Consider the following 17,647-nt stretch of genomic DNA (forward strand, 5'->3'; position numbering starts at 1 on the left):
ACAAACGCTCGAGGGCTCCCGGATGGCCAATCTGAACGATCACATGGGCAGGCCGATCGTCGCCGTCACCGGCATCGGTGTGGTGACGTCGCTTGGCGTCGGCAAGACCGATAACTGGGCGGCGCTGACCTCGGGCAAATCGGGCATCCACCCGATCACCCGCTTTCCGGTCGACCATCTCAACACCCGCATCTCCGGCACCGTCGACTTCCTGGCGTCGAGCTCGAAGGGCGCCAGCCCGCTCACCTACGAACTGGCCGAAACCGCCGCGCACGAGGCCGTGGCCGAAGCCGGTCTCAATTCCAGTGATTTCGGCGGTCCGCTTTTCCTGGCTTCGCCACCGGTCGAACTTGACTGGGCCGAACGCTTCTCGCTCTACAATTCCGACAAACAGGATGCCGGCGCCGAAAGGCTGCTGCGGGTGGCGCGCGGGCTGAAGGAAACAGACATTTTCGAGACCACACAGTTCGGCTCGATCGCCGACCGTCTCGCCGATCGTTTCGGCACACGCGGCCTGCCGATCACGCTGTCGACCGCTTGTGCCTCCGGCGCCACCGCCATCCAGCTCGGTGTCGAGGCGATCCGCCGCGGCGAATGCGACCGGGCGCTGTCGATCGGCGCCGACGGTTCGGCGACCGCCGAGGCACTGATCCGTTTCTCGCTGCTGTCGGCACTTTCGACCCACAACGACATCCCGGAAAAGGCATCGAAACCCTTCTCCAAGGACCGCGACGGCTTCGTACTGGCCGAGGGCTCCGGCGCGCTCGTGCTGGAATCGCTGGAAGCAGCACTCGCCCGTGGAGCGACCGTCCTCGGCATCCTGCGCGGCTGTGGCGAAAAGGCCGACGACTTCCACCGCACCCGCTCCAAGCCGGACGGTTCGCCGGCGATCGCCGCAGTTCGTGCCGCCCTTGCCGATGCCGGCCTGAGCAAAGACGAGATCGACTACGTCAACGCCCATGGCACCTCGACGCCGGAAAACGACAAGATGGAGCACCTGTCGCTGTCGACAGTGTTCGGCGAGCGGATCGGCTCGATGCCGGTCTCGTCGAACAAATCGATGATTGGCCATACGCTGTCGGCGGCAGGCGCGGTCGAGGCGGCGTTCTCGCTGATGACGATGCGCGAAAGCGTCATTCCGCCGACCATCAACTACGACAATCCCGACCCGGCGATCGTGCTTGACGTGGTGCCGAACAAGAAGCGCAATGCCGAGGTTCGCACCGTTCTGTCGAACTCCTTCGGCTTCGGCGGCCAGAACACCTGCCTTGTCATGGCGCGGGAACCGGTCTAAGCGACCTTTTTCCGCTCAACAGAACCGACAGGCTCCATGCGCGCACTGCAACTTATCGAGGACCGCCGTCTTGAAACGGTGGACCTGCCGCCTCCCCCGCCGCCGGCACTCGGCGAAGTCACGCTGCGCATCAAGGCGGTGGCGCTGAACCACATCGACGTCTGGGGCTGGCGCGGCATGGCCTTCGCCAAGCGCAAGCTGCCGCTGGTCGTCGGTGCGGAAGCCTCCGGCGAGGTCGAGGCGGTCGGTCCCGGCGTTTCCAGTCTCTTGCCCGGACAGTTGGTTTCGATCTACGGCGCGCGCACCTGCGGCCTTTGCCGTGCCTGCCGCGAAGGCCGCGACAATCTCTGCGAGCATGTTTCGGGGGTTCACGGCTTCCATCTCGACGGCTTCGCGCAGGAAAAGATCAACCTGCCGGCGCGCCTTCTGGTCCCCGCCCCGCCCGGCGTGACAGATATCGGTGCCGCGGTGGCGCCGGTCACTTTCGGTACCGTCGAGCACATGCTGTTCGACAATGCCCGCTTGCAGCCAGGCGAGACCATCCTTGTCCATGCAGGTGGCTCCGGCATCGGTTCGGCGGCCATCCAGCTGGCGAAGCGGATGGGCTGCACGATCATCACCACGGTCGGCTCGAACGACAAGATCGACAAGGCCAGGGCGCTCGGCGCCGACCATGTCATCAACTATCGCGACGACCGTTTCGAAGGCGTCGTGCGCAAGCTGACCAAGAAGAAGGGCGTCGACGTCGTTTTCGAACATGTCGGCGCCGACACTTTTGCCGCCTCGATGCTGTGCCTGAAGCGCGGCGGTCGCCTGGTGACCTGCGGCTCGACCTCGGGCGTCTCGACGCAGATCAACCTGATGCAGCTGTTCCAGCAGCAGTTGAAACTGCTCGGCTCCTTCGGCTGCCGCATGGAGAACATGGCCAACGCCATGCAGAAAATGGCGGCGGGACAGGTCGCACCGGTCATCGACACCGAAGTCGGCTTCGACGATATCGATGCCGCGCTGAAGCGCATGGAAGGCCGCGACGTTTTCGGCAAGATCATCCTGCGCGTCGACTAGAGCTTGACCTCAGTGCTCAAGAAGTTTCGCCGGGATCTCAAATTTCGCTATGGCAGGCAGTTGCGCCAGTTGAACTACTGGCTGGTGGCGCGTGCGGCGATGATGATCATCTCGGTGCTGCGCCTGCTGCCGGCCGACAGCGCGCTGAATTTCGCCGACCGCATCGCGCGCCGTCTCGGCCCCCGGGTGGGGCGCCATCAGGTCGCCGTCGACAATCTGCGCAAGGCCTATCCGGAAAAGAGCGAAGCCGAGATCCAGGCCATCGCATCGGACATGTGGGGCAACATGGCCCGCCTGGCCGCCGAATACATCTTTCTCGACGCCCTGTTCGACTACGATCCAGCCGCCACCAGTCCGGGACGCGTCGAGGTCAAGGGGATAGAACACTTCATCGAGATCGCCGCCGAAAAGCAGCCGCACATCGTCTTCACCGGCCATCTCGGCAATTTCGAATTGCTGCCGGTGGCCGCCGCAACTTTCGGCATGAACATCACGGCGCTGTTTCGCCCGCCCAACAATCCCTATCTCGCCGACTACATCCTCTCGACGCGCCGCTCGACGATGGGATCACTGCTGCCATCGATGGCCGGCGCCTCGTTTGCGTTGGCCGGGGTCTTGGAGAATGGCGGCAACATCGGTGTCTTGGTCGACCAGAAATTCACCAACGGCCTGGAGACGACGTTCTTCGGCCGCCCTTGCCAGAGCAATCGCGTCCTGGGAACCCTTGCCCGTCACTACGACTGCGACGTCTATCCGGCGCGCTGCGTCAGGCTTCCGGGCAACCGCTTCCGGCTCGAGATCGAGGACAGGCTGACCTTGCCGCGGACCGCTGACGGCATCGTCGATGTCCGTGCCACCACCCAGCTTCTCAACGACGTGGTCGAGCGCTGGGTGCGCGAAGACCCCGGCCAGTGGATGTGGTTCCACAAAAGGTGGGAGATCGGCGGCCGCCGGCGGGGAAAGCAGCCCCCGCAGGCAAAAGCGCCAGTCGCTGGCGCCTGAGCCCGTTGACTGGCGAACCGGTCCTGACATTCGTAGCTTTGTTGGTCAGGGAATCTTAAACGGCCGGGGCGCAAATATCCCATGTTCATCGGCTGGGCCCGTTGCATGGTTAGTCTCGAAACGCGTCGCGCCGACCGGGATAGGCTCGAAGACCGCTCGTTCGGCCGTTTTGGCAGGGCCTGGTCCTTTATCCGCCAGCGAGGCTTGCTGGAGCCGGTCAGGCTCGTTCGTCGGCACGGGATCGGTGCGAGCGTTGGCTTTGTCCTGCGAAACGTCCGTTACATCGTCGCCGACCGCCTCGCGCGAAAATGGGATCGGCGGCACGATGTCGATACGTCCGGTTCGATCCAGCTCGCTGCGCTCGATGTCGTCGGCCCGCATCGCAGCAAGGGCAACGAAGCCGTATGCACCTCGCCGAAAACCTTTGATTTCATCATGAAGTCGCTGCCCCAGGACCTCCAGGGCCGCACATTCATCGACATCGGCTCTGGAAAATCGCGGACGCTGTTGCTGGCGTCGCGCTATCCGTTTGCAGAGATCATCGGGGTGGAGTTCGCTCGCGAGCTGGTCGAAATCGCCAGGAGCAACATAAGGCGCTTCGGGAATCCGTCGCAGAAATGCCGCGCGCTCTGTGTCGTCGAGGCGGACGCGGCGACCTACGAATTTCCCGATGCGCCCCTGGTGGTCTATTTCTACAATCCTTTTTCTAAAGACGTTTTCGACATCGTGCTGAAAAATCTCGTGTCGTCGCTCGAACGGCGCCCGAGAAACTGTTTCATCGTCTACGGAAGCTCAAGCCACCGCGCCATCGATTGGGCAAGGCCGGCAATCCGGGCGGCCGGCATTTTCATGGAACTTCCCGTGCCGCCGATGCCCGGCTTCCTCGATGCGATCCGAACCATCGACTACGCGGTCTTTCAGTTTCGCGCCGGAGCGTAGCTCTTGCTTCTGGCCTTGACGAAACGCGTGACGTTGCGCGCGGCGTATGGCGTGCCGGCAGTGAACCGCATCAGCGGGCCAAAACTGCCGACGGCGCTCGCACCGACGAAATGCAAGCCTGGAATGCTCGACTCGAACCCTGCGGAGAGCACCGGAGCCCCTTCCCGGCGTGCAATCGCGGCAAGCACATCGGGCGCGAACAGCCCGAGCCTGGCGATATCGATCCGGTAGCCAGTTCCCAGCAGCACGTGATCGAAGGTGGCGACATCCTTCTCGAACCGCAGTTCGATGGCGTGGTCCTTGGCGGCAGCACCGACAATCCTGCTGCCAGCATTGACCTTTATTCCATCGAAGTCCGGCTTCAGCCAGCCTGACGCGCCGGCCCCAAGACTGCGGATGTTGAGCCCGTCTCTGGCTGCCTCCGGAAACCGGTGCACGAAGCCTGGAACTTCGACCAGCCAGGACAGTGGGAAGGGGCCGACCCTGGAGGGAGACGCAAGACGCTCCGAAGCGAAGTCGCGCAAACTCCAGCTTTTGTTTCCCGACAGCGTTCGATACCCGAGCCAATGGATGTCGCCACGGCAGACAAGTTCGACATCCGCCCCGCTACGCTTGAGCAGCACCGCGGATTCGCAGGCGCTCTGCCCGCGCCCGATGACGGCAACCCGTTTGCCGCGAAAGGCCTCGTAGCCGGCATGTTCGCTGGCATGGCTGACCAGTTCGGCGGGCATTCCATTGAAGACGGCGGGGATCATCTGCTGATTCATCAGCCCGGTGGCAACGACGACACGCCGCGCTTGGACGGCATCACCATCAGCAAGGGCGAGGCGAAACCCTCCCCTCGCCGTCTCGACACGGCCAACCATGCGCGTATCCAGATCGGGAACCGCCTGGGCCTGTATCCACAGTCCATAGTCGACGAAGTTTTCGAGCAGCAGCGGTTCGCGCGGCGAGATTCCAAGGACCGCTGCGTAGGAATCAAGCGAGAGCGAACCTTTGGTGTGGCCGATATAGGTCGCATGCCAGGGTGAGCGCAGCCTCATGCCTCTCGGCATGTGATCACGCCAGAAGGACATTGCGCCGCCGAGGGCAATCGTTTCAATGCCCGCCGCCTTGAGGGCGGAAGCAACGGCCAGCCCAAACGGTCCGGCACCGATCACAGCCACCTCGCAATCGGTCCTGGGCACGGGAGCGGTCATGTCACTGGTCTCGTGGTTCCGTTTTCTCGACGCCTGGTCCCGACTGAAACCCCGGTCGGACACCCCGTCGTCCTAAACATTCCCAGGTTAAGAATGCGGAAATGAACCGCATCCTACCGCCTGTCCGACAGATGACATGGCGTCGTCGGTTAATGGTTTCACCGCCTGCGAAGTATTCGCCTCGTCAACACTCTCCACATGGTCAAGGGTATGTCGATCAGGCCTGGCATCGGGTCGCTTGCCGTGAATGTCGCCCATGCCCGCACCGAACCGAACGAGCGCAAATAGGCCCGCCTTGTCAGCCGGCCACTTGAGATCAACTTGCTGACGGCCACTATATCCCGAACCAGGTACATCCAGGATGTATTCGGCCGCGCCGAGACCGCCCTGACCTCGCGGCCCGATCTGATCGCCCAAAGCATGGCGCCGAGATCGACGCCCGCGGCAGCGGCAAGCCCAAACCATGTCCAGGGTCGCGGATTGACATCGAGTATCCTCAACGAGCCATCGCGGGGGTCGCGCTTGAATTCGACCTCCACCAATCCGTGGTGACCGATCGATCCAAGAAGCCGGCGCGCGGCGTCGATCAGATGCGGCTCGTCGACGACCTCCACGAACGTGCTGGTATAGCCGAAATCGACCGGATATTGCCGGCTGCGGCGGGCAGTGAACTCGGCCACCGGTGCGCCCCGGTTCCACAGCGCCGCGTAGGAAAACTGGTTTTCTCCTCCTCCCGGTATCATTTCCTGGACGACGACATTCTCGAAACCAATGTCTTCGGCGGCCCATTTGTAGGCTGTCAGGAACGACGCCTGGTCGTTGGCGAGAATGGCCTTTGTACGGGCGAAACGGCTGCGCCCGCCCATGTTCGGCTTCAGGATGACGGGAAAGCGAAGCTCGGCCGCCCCTGCCTGCTCAACCGAAGTAAACTCGTAGGTCAGCGGAATGGCGAGCGCCAGTTCGCGGGCACGGCGATACAGAAGCGGCTTCTCACAAACCCATTTCAGCTGCCGCCATTGTGGCAGCACCACGTCGAATATATCGGACAGTTGCTCGATGGCTTGCGACACCAGGCGAACTTCAGGATCGCCGCCGGGAACCAGAAGAAAGCCGCCCAATCCCTGGGTCGCAGCCAGGTCGAGCAGGAAGGCAACGGCGCCGTCATCCTCGGGGCCGGGCCACGTCATCTGCCGATGAGCGTAACGCGAAAAGCGGGGCAAAGGCGTGTCGGCGCTTATCAGCCAGACCGGCACTTTCTGTGCGCCAAGGCTCCTGGCCAGCGCCAGCGTCCCGTGCGCCCCACCAAGAATAACCACCCCGGCGGGCCGACTGGAAACACGATCGTCCATTTCTGGCTGGGAGAGCATCCGTCAAATCCGACAATCGGTGCGCAGTGGCGAGACTTCTGGTTACCGATTGACCGGCCTGCAAAAAGTAAGGACATCTCATATAGAAGCTGGTCGCCCAGGTGCTGCCACCACCGGCGGAACGTCTCATACCAATGCTTTCCACATGGTAATGAAAATTGGCGCCACTTTAAAAAGAGGCCCGGCAGTCGGCAGCGACACCATGCCAGGAATGTACGCGTTCCGACTTGCCACTGGCGTCGACAGCCAAAGCAAGTTCACCGAAAGTGCCAACAAACGGTTGGACCGGTTCAGCGACCCACCGACGTTGAACCGGCTAACAAAGACAAGACTGCGCCGCGATCCGGACGATGCCCGACCGACGGCCCTAGTTCGTCACGACGATCCGCGTGTTAACGAAACCCACTTCCCTCACCATCGAATAGAACGTCGCGGCGTTGGCCGTGTGCAGCCGCACGCAGCCATGCGATGCCGGCCTGCCGAGTTGCCTGACGGCGCCAGTTCCATGGATGGCATAGCCGCCATGGAAGAACACGGAATAAGGCATTGGCGACATATGGTATTTGCGCGAATACCACATCCGGGCCGTGCGTTGCGGCCGATAGGTGCCGCGCGGCGTGAAATAGCCGGATCGCGCGGTGGACACGCTCCACCGGTAAACCGAAAAGCCGTATCTGACCGTCATCGTCTGCGACGACACGTCTATGTTTGCAACGAGGCTGGCCGCCCAGCCTTGCCCCGCGGCACCGAACAGCATCGCGACAAACACGGCTGCCATGAGAACAGTCTTTTTCATGCGATCAAACCCCTTTGATTGCCCCTTACTTGCCTGCCATCACGTTGTTTTTCATCTTTTTAATGGCGAGTGATGCGATAGCACACACTCCTTGACCAATTCGCCAATCCAAAGCAGCGAATTTGAACGATTTCGCGCGATAGTTGCCGCAACGACACGCCGCACCGGTCTGTTCACCGTCGGGCTTGCAAAACCGCTGATATCGCTGCTCAACTCGTCGCATGAACGAGCGACTCCTCAAGGCGATCGATGACCGGCGCGACGATGTCGTCGCGCTGACCGCCGACCTGATCCGATTTCCGACCATCAACCCACCCGGCGAGGCCTATCGCGCATGCGCCGAATATCTCGGTGCGCGACTGAAGAAGAGTGGTTTCGAGACCGAATTCATCCGTGCCGAGGGCACACCCGGCGACACCGATCGCTACCCGCGGGTCAATGTCGTTGCACGGTTCGACGGACGGTCGCCGGGCGCCTGCGTCCACTTCAACTCGCATATCGACGTTGTCGAAGCCGGCGACGGATGGAGCGTCGATCCCTTTGCCGGCGTGGTCCGCGACGGCAAGGTCTACGGCCGTGGTGCCTGCGACATGAAGGGTGGCCTTGCCGCCTCGGTCATTGCAGCGGAAGCCTTCATGGAGGTGTTTCCCGACTTTCCAGGCGCCATCGAAATATCGGGCACTGTCGACGAGGAATCCGGCGGCTTCGGCGGCGTCGCCCATCTGGCCAGGCTCGGCTATTTCTCGAAACCCAGGGTCGACCACGTCATCATCCCCGAACCACTGAACAAGGACCGCATCTGCCTTGGTCATCGCGGCGTCTGGTGGGCGGAGATCGAGACCAAGGGCGAGATCGCGCACGGCTCGATGCCGTTTCTCGGCGACAATGCGGTGCGCCATATGGGCGCCGTCCTGCAGGCCTTCGAGGATGAACTATTCCCCGCGCTCGATCGCAAGACGACGCGCATGCCGGTGGTGCCCGAAGGCGCCAAGCGCTCGACCATGAACATCAACTCCATCCACGGTGGCCAGACCGAGGATTTCCGGCCCGGCCTGCCTTCGCCCAACGTGCCCGATTCCTGCCGGCTGACCATCGACCGCCGATTCCTGCTCGAGGAGGACCTCGACACGGTCAAAGGTGAAGTGACCGGCATTCTCGACCGGCTGAAGCGCGAGCGGAAAAAATTCGACTATGAGATCCGCGACTTGATGGAAGTGCTGCCGCTGATGACGGAGCGCGACGCGCCCGTGGTCAAGGCGGTGGCGCAAGGCATCATGGCGATCTTCGACCGCGAACCGGACTATGTCATCTCGCCCGGCACCTACGACCAGAAGCACATTGCCCGCATCGGCCATATCTATGATTGCATCGCCTACGGTCCGGGCATTCTAGACCTCGCCCACCGGCCGGACGAATGGGTCGGGATATCGGACATGGTGGAAGCGGCCAAGGTGATGGCGATCGGGCTCAACGTGCTGCTGCGCGGCACAGCCACGGGATAGTCGCATCGCAACAAGCTTCGACCAGCCGACAGGGCTGTCACGGCAAAAACATTCCCAGCCATCCTGCCGGGCAGAACGAAACGCAATTTACTCCGTGGCCAAATCACGCTTCTATCGCCCGGGTTTGAGCACGTGTCTGAAAACGCATGGGGAGTTGCACGATGAGATTGTGGAAAACCATCCTGGCCGCAGCGGTGCTGTCGCTGGCCACTGGCACGTCGGCATTCGCCGCGCGAACCGACCTCGTCATCGGCATCCCGCTCGAACCGCCGCATCTCGATCCGACCGCCGGTGCTGCCGCAGCCATCGACGAGGTTCTCTACGCCAATGTGTTCGAGGGCCTGACCCGCATCGGGCCGAATGGCGAGGTGCTGCCGGATTTGGCCGAAAGCTGGACCATTTCCGATGACGGCAAGGTCTACACCTTCAAGCTGCACACCGGCGTCAAATTCCACGACGGCACCGATTTCGACGCCAGTGATGTTAAGTTCTCGCTCGACCGCGCCCGGGCCGACAATTCGGTCAATGCGCAGAAGGGTCTGTTCGCAGCGATCGACAAGGTCGATGTCGTCGACCCGGCAACGGTCAAGGTGACATTGAAGAACCCGCAAGGGTCCTTCCTCTACAATATGGGCTGGGGCGACGCGGTGATCGTGGCGCCTGAATCGGCCGACACCAACAAGGAGAAGCCGATCGGCACCGGCCCGTTCAAATTCCAGAGCTGGGCCAAGGGATCGTCGATCACGCTGGTCAAGTCGGACAATTACTGGGGCACGCCGGTGTCCCTCGACAAGGCCGAGTTCCGCATCGTACCGGATGCGGCGGCCTACGTACCGGCGCTGCTGTCTGGCGACATCCAGGCTTTCCCGTTCTTCGATGCCGACAGCGTCGCCCAGGTCAAGGACGACCCGCGCTTCAAGGTGGTGATTGGCGCGACCGAGGGCGAAACCCTCCTGTCGATCAACAACAAGAAGCCGCCTTTCGACAAGTTGCAGGTGAGACAAGCGATCTCCTATGCGCTCGACCGCAAGGCTATCATCGACGGCGCATCGGCCGGCCTCGGCCAGCCGATCGGCTCGCACATGTCACCGGCCAACAAGGACTATGTCGACCTCACCGGCCGTTATCCGCATGATGTAGCCAAGGCCAAGGAACTGCTGAAGGAAGCGGGACTGGAGAACGGCTTCAAGGCGACGCTGAAATTGCCGCCGCCCTCCTACGCGCGGCTCGGCGGCGAGATCATCGCCTCGGAACTTCGCGACGTCGGTATCGATCTCGAGATCATCCCGGTCGAATGGGCGCAGTGGCTGGATCAGGTGTTCACCAAGAAGGATTACGACCTGACCATCGTCTCGCACACCGAGCCCAACGACATCGATATCTATTCGCGCAAGGATTATTACTTCAACTACGACAACCCCGCCTTCGACAAGGTGATTGCCGACCTCAACCTCACCTCTGACGAGGCCAAGCGCAAGGAACTGCTCGGACAGGCGCAGAAGATCCTGGCCGATGATGCCGTGGTCGGCTTCCTGTTCGAACTGCCCAAGGTCGGCGTCTGGGATGCCAAGCTGCAAGGACTGTGGGAAAACGCGCCGATCCAGGCCAATGACCTGACCAAGGTGAAGTGGAGCGAGTAAGGCTGTTGGCCAAAAGGCGCGGCTTGCGCCCCTTCGCGCCCCCCTCTGCCCTGCCGGGCATCTCCCCCTCAAGGGGGGAGATTTCGCCCTTGTCACGGCTTTCGCTATCCATCGATGAAGCCTTTGTAGCGCCTGCGCTGAAATTGCCGATCTCCCCCCTTGAGGGGGAGATGTCCGGCAGGACGGAGGGGGGCGTCGCAGAACGCTATCGTCACTTGTTGTCTGCCCTCGGCAACGCAGCGGTCCCATGACGCCCTATCTCCTCAAGCGCCTCGCCATCGCCATTGCCACGCTGGTGCTGGCCTCCATCGTGGTGTTCGCCGTGTTGGAGATCCTGCCCGGCGACCCGGCGCGGCTGATGCTGGGCATGAACGCTAGCGCCGACCAGGTCGAGCTGTTGCGCAATCAGATGGGGCTCAACGCGCCGCTGCCTTGGCGCTACCTGCATTGGGCCGGCGGCCTGCTCAGTCTCGATTTCGGTCGTTCGTACACCTATTCGGTGCCGGTCATCGATCTCGTGCGCGAGCGGCTGGCTGTCTCCCTGCCGCTGGCGCTGATTGCGCTGGCGCTCTCCACCATCATCGCAATTCCGGTCGGCCTGTTTTCCGCCAGCCGGCGCGGACGGGCCGGCGATACGGTGGCGATGGGCGCCGCTCAGCTTGGCGTCGCTGTCCCCAATTTCTGGTTCGCGCTGATGCTGATCTATGTCTTCGCCGTCTGGCTGCGGCTGGTTCCGGCCGGCGGCTTTCCCGGCTGGAGCGCCGGCCCCTGGCCGGCGCTGAAATCGCTGCTGCTGCCGGCAGTGGCGCTTGCCTTGCCGCAAGCCGCCATCCTGGCGCGCGTCACCCGCTCGGCGCTGATCGAGGTGCTGAACGAGGACTATATCCGCACTGCCCGCGCCAAGGGCCTGCCTTTTCGCGCTGTGCTGTGGCGGCACGCGCTGCGCAACGCCATGATCCCGGTACTGACCATTCTTGGCCTGCAGTTCGCTTTCCTGCTTGCCGGCACCATCATCATCGAGAATGTCTTTTATCTGCCCGGCCTCGGCCGGCTGGTGTTCCAGGCGATCACCCAGCGCGACCTGATCGTCGTCGAAAGCGTCGTCATGTTGCTGGTCGCCGCCGTCATTGCCGTCAACCTCCTTGTCGATCTTTCTTATGCAGTCGTAGATCCGCGCCTGAGGAGCAGGCAATGACGCTGCACATCGACATCCCCGAGGAGACGTTCGGCAGCATCCTGGCCAAGGCGTTCAGGAACACCGCTTTCGTTGCCGGCTTCGTCATCACCCTGCTGATCCTGACGATGGCGATCGTCTCCTACGTCTGGACACCCTATGATGTGACGAAACTGGTGATATCAGACAAGACGCAAGCCCCCTCCCTGGCGCACTGGTTCGGCACCGACCATTTCGGCCGCGACATCCTGTCGATGGTCATGGTCGGCGCCCGCAATTCGATTGCCGTGGCGTTGGTCGCGGTCGGCATCGGCATGGGTGTCGGCGTGCCGCTCGGCGCCTTTGCCGCGGCGCGCGGCGGCCTCGTCGACGAGGCGCTGATGCGGCTGAACGATCTCGTCTTCGCCTTCCCCGCCTTGCTGTCGGCCATCATGATCACCGCCATCTTCGGACCGGGCGCCGTCAACGCCATCATCGCCATCGGCATCTTCAACATTCCGGTGTTTGCCCGTGTCGCCAGGGCCGGCGCGCTGGCGATCTGGCCGCGCGAGTTCATCCTTGCCGCGCGCGCCGCCGGCAAGAGCAGCACGCAGATCAGCATCGAACATGTGCTGCCCAACATTGCCACGCTGCTTCTGGTGCAAGGCACCATCCAGTTCGCGCTGGGCATCCTGGCCGAAGCTGGGCTTTCCTATCTGGGCCTGGGCGCCCAACCGCCAATGCCGAGCTGGGGCCGCATGCTGTTCGACGCGCAGACCCGCATGGTGGTGGCGCCGTGGATGGCAATCTTTCCCGGCATGGCGATCGTCGTCACCGTGCTTGGGCTCAACCTTCTGGGCGATGGCATCGCCGACATCCTCGACCCGAAATCGCGGCGGCAGCGATGAGCCTGCTCGAGGTCGAGAACCTGTCGCTGACCATAGGCGACACGCCGATCCTCAGAGGCATGGAGCTTTCCGTTGCGCCCGGCGAGGTCATGGGACTGGTCGGTGAATCCGGTTCGGGCAAGTCGATGACGGCGCTGGCGGTGATGCAGCTTCTGCCTCATGCCGCGCGCGCCACCGGGCGCGTCTCGTTCGACGGCATCGACATCCTCGCGGCAACCGAGGACCAGATGTGCGCGCTGCGCGGTGACGACATCGGCATGGTGTTCCAGGAGCCGATGACGGCGCTCAATCCGGTCAAGACGATCGGCGAACAGGTCGCCGAGGGCATACGCTGGCACACCAGGGCAAGCCGCGCCGAGGCCGAGGAGCGTGCGCGAAAAATGCTCGACCGCGTCGGCCTGCCCTCGGCAAAATTCCCTCTCTCGCGCTATCCACACGAACTGTCCGGCGGCCAGCGCCAGCGCGTCGTCATCGCCATCGCCTGTGCGTTGAAACCGAAGCTGCTGATTGCCGATGAGCCGACGACGGCGCTCGACGTTGTTCTGCAGGCCCAGATCCTCGACCTCCTGCGCGACCTCGTCGCGGAGAGCCGCATGGGCTTGCTGTTGATCTCGCACGATCTTGCGGTGGTGACCGAGATGGCCGACCGCATCACCATCCTGCGCCACGGCGAGGTGATGGAGGCCGGCGACACGGCGCGCACGCTGTCCGAACAGCTCCACCCCTACACGCGCCAACTGGCGCAGGCCTCGATGCATGTGCCGGCGCGGGCGAGGCCGCATGGCGTCGGATCGAGCCAACTCTTGCTTCAGGTCGAGGGCGTGACGCGCGACTATCCCGGCCCGCGCACCTCGCTGTTCGGGCGTGCGCCTGATATCCGTGCCGTGGACGATGTATCCCTGTCGATGGCGCCGGGCCAATCGGTGGCGCTGGTTGGTCGCTCCGGCTGTGGCAAGTCAACGCTCGCCCGCATGATCCTGGCGCTCGACCGACCAAGCTCGGGCACGATCCGGTTTCGCGGCGAGTCCATCACCGGCAAGAGCGAAGCGGAACTGAAGCCGGCCCGGCGTGACATGCAGGTTGTCTTCCAGGATCCTTACGGCTCCTTCGACCCGCGCCAGAAGGTTGAAAAACTGGTCGCCGAACCCCTGCATGTTCTGGACAAGAAGCCCACGCGCGCCGAGCGCCACGAAATGGTGGCGCATGCGCTGCATGAAGTCGGCCTCGACCAGCGCGACATGGACAAATATCCGCATGAGTTTTCCGGCGGCCAGCGCCAGCGCCTTTCGATCGCCCGCGCCATCATCACCCGCCCCAAGCTGGTCGTCGCCGACGAGCCGGTCTCGGCGCTCGATGTCTCGATCCGCGCCCAGATCCTGGATTTGTTCGCCGAGCTCAACCAAAAACTCGACATCGCCTATCTCTTCATCACACACGACCTGTCCGTCGCCCGTGCCATCACGGACGAGGTGCTGGTCATGCATGACGGCAAGATCGTCGAGCGCGGCAAGACGAACGAGGTGCTGGATCACCCGCAATCCGAGGCGGCCAAGGCGCTGGTCACTGCTGCCCCGAACCTGCAGCGGGCAATCGCTCGGCGGATGCAGGAACAGGGTTAGCCCATCAGATCATCTGGAATATTCCGGGTCCGTGAGCACCGGAAGCGCAGAAAACGCCGCTAGATGGCCGCCAGAGAAGAATTTCCAAATAGCCTCTCAGATCATCTGGAATATTCCGGTGGTCTTGAACCGGAGATAGGCCTCGATGCTGCGCGCCATATTGGGCAGCATTTCGGGCAAGTCGTCGGGCGCGAACCAGCCGACGGCACTGCTCTCGTCATCGGTAACGGCCGGCTCGCCTTCAAAGGAGCGCGTGTAGAACATCAGCGCGAAAAACTGGGCGCGATCGCCATTCGGAAACTGGAAGGTTTCATAGTGCGGGTCACAGCCGAACCCGAACGGCTCGACATCGCTGACGATCAACCCGGTTTCCTCGAGTACCTCCCGGACCACGAGGGTCTCCAGGCCCTCGCCTTCCTCGGCATTGCCGCTAGGCAGGCCCCACAGGCCAAAATCAGTTCGTTTCTGCAACAGGATGCTGCCGTCGGCGCGTTCGATGACGATGCGAGCGCCCGGCATCAGCACCAGACGATCCCCGATCAGCGCCCGCAATTGTCCCAGATAGCTGTCGGCAAAGGCCATTCCAACGCTCCCCGCAGCTAGCGAAGCCGTTGCGCGAGCAGCGCCTCAGCCTTCCGGCTTGACCACGTCGACCGGACTGATGTCGAGCAGGTCGAGCGTGCGCCGGAGCAGCCGCACCTCGCTCTCGGCCAGCTGCGAATCCGCCTTGGCGATCTCGGCCATATGGCGGGCCAGTTGTTTGCGCCGCTCGAGGTCTAGATCGCGGAACAGCGCGATGGCCTGCGAGCCGTTGGTCTCGTAGCCGAACTCGTTGAGATATTCGATGACGCTGTCGATGCTCGTTTCGGCAATGCCGAAGGCGTCCTTGCAGATGCGTCGGAAGGCAACCATCTCGCTCTCGCTGACCGACCCGTCGGCCAGGATCATGCGGAACAGCATCAAGAGTTCCGCCGACAGGACCGGATCGTCCGCCACCTTGCGCACGCCCGGGTCGCCGTCGAAGATCGAGCGTATCTGGTCCAGCAATGCGAATGCCATCAGGAGCCCCTTTCCGGTTCAGATGCGTCGCATGATTCCACCCAAGCGCGACGCGCTTGAATAGAGGTAGCGCGGAATCGGCCTTGCGCAAACAGGGCCATCGTGGTCGAACGCCCGATATCTCAGCCCACCGGACATTTCCACACTTCAGATGATCGACCTCACCACCCAGACCGTCGCCATGCTGGCGTTCGCCGGCTTTGCCGCGGGCTTTGTCGACTCGATCGCCGGCGGCGGCGGATTGATCACCATTCCCGCACTGCTTCTCGCCGGTTTCTCACCGATCGAAACGCTTGGAACCAACAAACTGCAAGGCATGTTCGGCTCTGGCTCGGCCACAATCCATTATGCCGCGAATGGCCATGTCGACCTGCGACGACAGCTGCCGTCAGCCTTGCTGGCGCTTGCCGGCGGCACTGCCGGTGCCTTGCTGGCAACGATTGTGCCGGGCGATATTCTACGCGCCTCGCTGCCGCTTCTGCTGATCGCCATCGCATTGTATTTCGCCATAAAACCCAACATGGGTGATGTCGACCGTGCCGAGCGGCTGTCACCGTTCCTGTTCGGGTTGACTGTCGCGCCCGCGATCGGCTTCTACGATGGCCTGTTTGGACCCGGCGCCGGCTCCTTCTACATGCTGGCCTTCGTCGCACTCGCCGGTTTTGGCGTGCTCAAGGCGACCGCGCATACCAAGCTGCTCAATTTCGCCTCCAACATCGGCGGCTTCATCGTCTTCGCCGCGGTCGGCGTCGTCTACTGGAAGATCGGTTTGATGATGGGCGTTGCCCAATTCCTCGGCGCTCGCGTCGGCGCCAGCCTGGCCATGCGCATCGGTGCAAGACTGATCAAGCCGCTGCTGGTGGTCGTCTGCCTTGCGCTGGCCGTGAAGCTCTTGGCCGACCCGGCGAACCCGCTGCGTGTCATGATTGGTGTGTGAACACCCGCCCTGATAGAATGCCGCTGTTCGAATCATGTTGCGAGGAGCCAGACATGAATCTTAGCGCACCCACCCAAATTGTTTTCATCATTGCAGTTGTTATCGCCATCATCGGTGTTCTCGCCGCCTTTGGCGTTCTTGCGTTTATTCCAATCGCATCGGTGTGGATTGTTCTTATTGCCTTCATCGTGCTTGCCGGCGGCTGCTTGATGCGCGGCGCCTGACCAGTTTCCCTTGAAGTGGGGACCTGGAGCGCCCGGCCAAAAGCCGGGCGCTTTTGATTCTGGTCTGGGGTCTGCTAGATTTGCCTCGGCGGAAGGAGGGCAAATGCCTGTTGAGATGCAACGCCGGAAGGAACAGGACCACTCCATTGCCGGGCGGTTCGAGATGCGCCGGCGCCTGCCCAATGCTGTACTTGAAGGCATCGTCACCGACATCTGCGGCTATCGCGAAACGGCGCCAGGCCATTTCCACAATGTCGAATATGCATCGCTGACCGTGCCGCTGGTGATCAGCTTTGCCGAACCCTTCGCCATCGGCCTCGGCAAGACGCCGGGCGACAATGACCGCTTCGCCAGTTTCGCCGCCGGCCTTTTTGCCGGACCGGTGGTGATCGAATCCTTCGGTGGCGCCTGCTGCGTCCAGGTCAACTTCACGCCGCTCGGCGCACGCCGGTTTTTCCGACAGCCGATGAGCGAGCTCACCGACAGCATGGTCGTGCTCGACGACGTGCTTGGCGCCGAAGGCATGGCGCTGCGCGAGCGGCTTGGCAACACGCCGGACTGGGCGGCGCGTTTCGACATCGCCGAAGCCTTCGTCGCGGCCCGTCTCAAGAATACCGCCGAAACCCCGCTCGAAATCGCTTGGGCCTATGACCGCATCATCACCTCTGGCGGCCGGACCCGCATTTCGGTGCTTGCCGAAAAGCTGGGCCGGAGCCGCAAGCATCTCGCCAGCGGCTTTTCCGATGCGATCGGTATCGGCCCCAAGACGCTGTCGCGCATCGTGCGCTTCAACCGGGCGCTCGGCCTGTCAAGGCAGCAGACCGTCGACTGGGCGGATATCGCCGCCGATTGCGGCTATGCCGACCAGGCGCATCTGGTACGCGAATTCCGCGACCTTGCCGGCGAGACGCCGACCGCACTTGCCAGGTAACATTTCTTCAAG

Annotated in this window: 17 protein-coding genes; 12 read left to right on the forward strand and 5 right to left on the reverse strand. The window is 62.7% G+C overall.

Going from position 1 to position 17,647, the window contains the following annotated elements; all coding sequences use genetic code 11:
* Nucleotides 1–22: 22 nt before the first annotated feature.
* The 4 genes from AC1DZP_RS18575 to AC1DZP_RS18590 all read left to right on the forward strand — a co-directional run bounded on the left by AC1DZP_RS18575 (nt 23) and on the right by AC1DZP_RS18590 (nt 4,300).
* Entirely contained in the window at nt 23–1,294 is a 1,272-nt protein-coding gene (locus AC1DZP_RS18575) for a beta-ketoacyl-ACP synthase (protein ID WP_477304383.1), read from the forward strand.
* A 36-nt stretch (nt 1,295–1,330) separates the two neighbouring features.
* Nucleotides 1,331–2,359 (forward strand): zinc-binding dehydrogenase, encoded by a 1,029-nt coding sequence (locus AC1DZP_RS18580; protein ID WP_477227505.1) that lies wholly within the window; start codon nt 1,331–1,333, stop codon nt 2,357–2,359.
* Nucleotides 2,360–2,371: 12 nt separating this feature from the next.
* Entirely contained in the window at nt 2,372–3,361 is a 990-nt protein-coding gene (locus tag AC1DZP_RS18585) for a lipid A biosynthesis lauroyl acyltransferase (protein ID WP_477304822.1), read from the forward strand.
* A gap of 105 nt (nt 3,362–3,466) precedes the next feature.
* Nucleotides 3,467–4,300, forward strand: coding sequence for a class I SAM-dependent methyltransferase (locus tag AC1DZP_RS18590; protein ID WP_477304385.1), 834 nt, complete (start codon nt 3,467–3,469; stop codon nt 4,298–4,300).
* On the opposite strand, the gene AC1DZP_RS18595 is transcribed toward AC1DZP_RS18590, so the two are convergent.
* From AC1DZP_RS18595 to AC1DZP_RS18605, 3 genes are all read right to left on the reverse strand, one after another.
* The gene (locus AC1DZP_RS18595; RefSeq protein WP_477304387.1) at nt 4,279–5,499 is read right to left on the reverse strand and encodes an NAD(P)-binding domain-containing protein; all 1,221 of its coding nucleotides are present in this window, start codon (nt 5,497–5,499) and stop codon (nt 4,279–4,281) included. The two genes, AC1DZP_RS18590 and AC1DZP_RS18595, sit on opposite strands and share 22 nt — an antisense overlap.
* Nucleotides 5,500–5,657: 158 nt before the next feature.
* Nucleotides 5,658–6,866, reverse strand: a complete 1,209-nt coding sequence (locus tag AC1DZP_RS18600) for a carboxylate--amine ligase (RefSeq protein WP_477304389.1) — start codon at nt 6,864–6,866, stop codon at nt 5,658–5,660.
* Between the two features lie 367 nt (nt 6,867–7,233).
* On the reverse strand, nt 7,234–7,662 hold the full coding sequence (locus tag AC1DZP_RS18605) for a L,D-transpeptidase (protein ID WP_477304391.1): 429 nt from the start codon (nt 7,660–7,662) through the stop codon (nt 7,234–7,236).
* A 221-nt stretch (nt 7,663–7,883) separates the two neighbouring features.
* Between AC1DZP_RS18605 and AC1DZP_RS18610 the strand changes: the two genes are divergently transcribed.
* The 5 genes from AC1DZP_RS18610 (at nt 7,884) to AC1DZP_RS18630 (ending at nt 14,484) form a co-directional block, all read left to right on the forward strand.
* Complete coding sequence (locus AC1DZP_RS18610; protein WP_477304393.1) at nt 7,884–9,164, forward strand: acetylornithine deacetylase/succinyl-diaminopimelate desuccinylase family protein; 1,281 nt, start codon at nt 7,884–7,886, stop codon at nt 9,162–9,164.
* Nucleotides 9,165–9,325: 161 nt separating this feature from the next.
* Nucleotides 9,326–10,804, forward strand: a complete 1,479-nt coding sequence (locus AC1DZP_RS18615; RefSeq protein ID WP_477227511.1) for an ABC transporter substrate-binding protein — start codon at nt 9,326–9,328, stop codon at nt 10,802–10,804.
* A gap of 247 nt (nt 10,805–11,051) precedes the next feature.
* Nucleotides 11,052–11,999 (forward strand): ABC transporter permease, encoded by a 948-nt coding sequence (locus AC1DZP_RS18620; protein WP_477304395.1) that lies wholly within the window; start codon nt 11,052–11,054, stop codon nt 11,997–11,999.
* Nucleotides 11,996–12,865: an ABC transporter permease gene (locus AC1DZP_RS18625; RefSeq protein WP_477227513.1), complete on the forward strand. Its 870-nt coding sequence runs from the start codon at nt 11,996–11,998 to the stop codon at nt 12,863–12,865. Before AC1DZP_RS18620 ends, AC1DZP_RS18625 begins: the two co-directional genes overlap by 4 nt.
* Nucleotides 12,862–14,484 carry an ABC transporter ATP-binding protein gene (locus tag AC1DZP_RS18630; RefSeq protein WP_477304397.1) on the forward strand — a complete coding sequence of 541 codons (1,623 nt, stop codon included), beginning with the start codon at nt 12,862–12,864 and terminating at the stop codon, nt 14,482–14,484. The genes AC1DZP_RS18625 and AC1DZP_RS18630 overlap by 4 nt, the downstream gene beginning before the upstream one ends.
* Nucleotides 14,485–14,580: 96 nt before the next feature.
* Here the strand turns inward: AC1DZP_RS18630 and AC1DZP_RS18635 are convergent, their stop codons facing one another.
* The gene (locus tag AC1DZP_RS18635; protein WP_477304399.1) at nt 14,581–15,066 is read right to left on the reverse strand and encodes an NUDIX domain-containing protein; all 486 of its coding nucleotides are present in this window, start codon (nt 15,064–15,066) and stop codon (nt 14,581–14,583) included.
* Nucleotides 15,067–15,111: 45 nt separating this feature from the next.
* On the reverse strand, nt 15,112–15,543 hold the full coding sequence (locus AC1DZP_RS18640) for a TerB family tellurite resistance protein (protein WP_095087434.1): 432 nt from the start codon (nt 15,541–15,543) through the stop codon (nt 15,112–15,114).
* Nucleotides 15,544–15,694: 151 nt separating this feature from the next.
* Here AC1DZP_RS18640 and AC1DZP_RS18645 point away from each other — a divergent pair, with 151 nt between their 5' ends.
* From AC1DZP_RS18645 to AC1DZP_RS18655, 3 genes are all read left to right on the forward strand, one after another.
* On the forward strand, nt 15,695–16,480 hold the full coding sequence (locus AC1DZP_RS18645) for a TSUP family transporter (protein ID WP_477304401.1): 786 nt from the start codon (nt 15,695–15,697) through the stop codon (nt 16,478–16,480).
* A gap of 53 nt (nt 16,481–16,533) precedes the next feature.
* Nucleotides 16,534–16,704: a hypothetical protein gene (locus tag AC1DZP_RS18650; RefSeq protein ID WP_477304403.1), complete on the forward strand. Its 171-nt coding sequence runs from the start codon at nt 16,534–16,536 to the stop codon at nt 16,702–16,704.
* A gap of 103 nt (nt 16,705–16,807) precedes the next feature.
* Nucleotides 16,808–17,635, forward strand: a complete 828-nt coding sequence (locus tag AC1DZP_RS18655) for a helix-turn-helix domain-containing protein (RefSeq protein WP_477304405.1) — start codon at nt 16,808–16,810, stop codon at nt 17,633–17,635.
* Nucleotides 17,636–17,647: the final 12 nt, after the last annotated feature.

The organism is Mesorhizobium sp. P2_F8, from assembly GCF_056403655.1.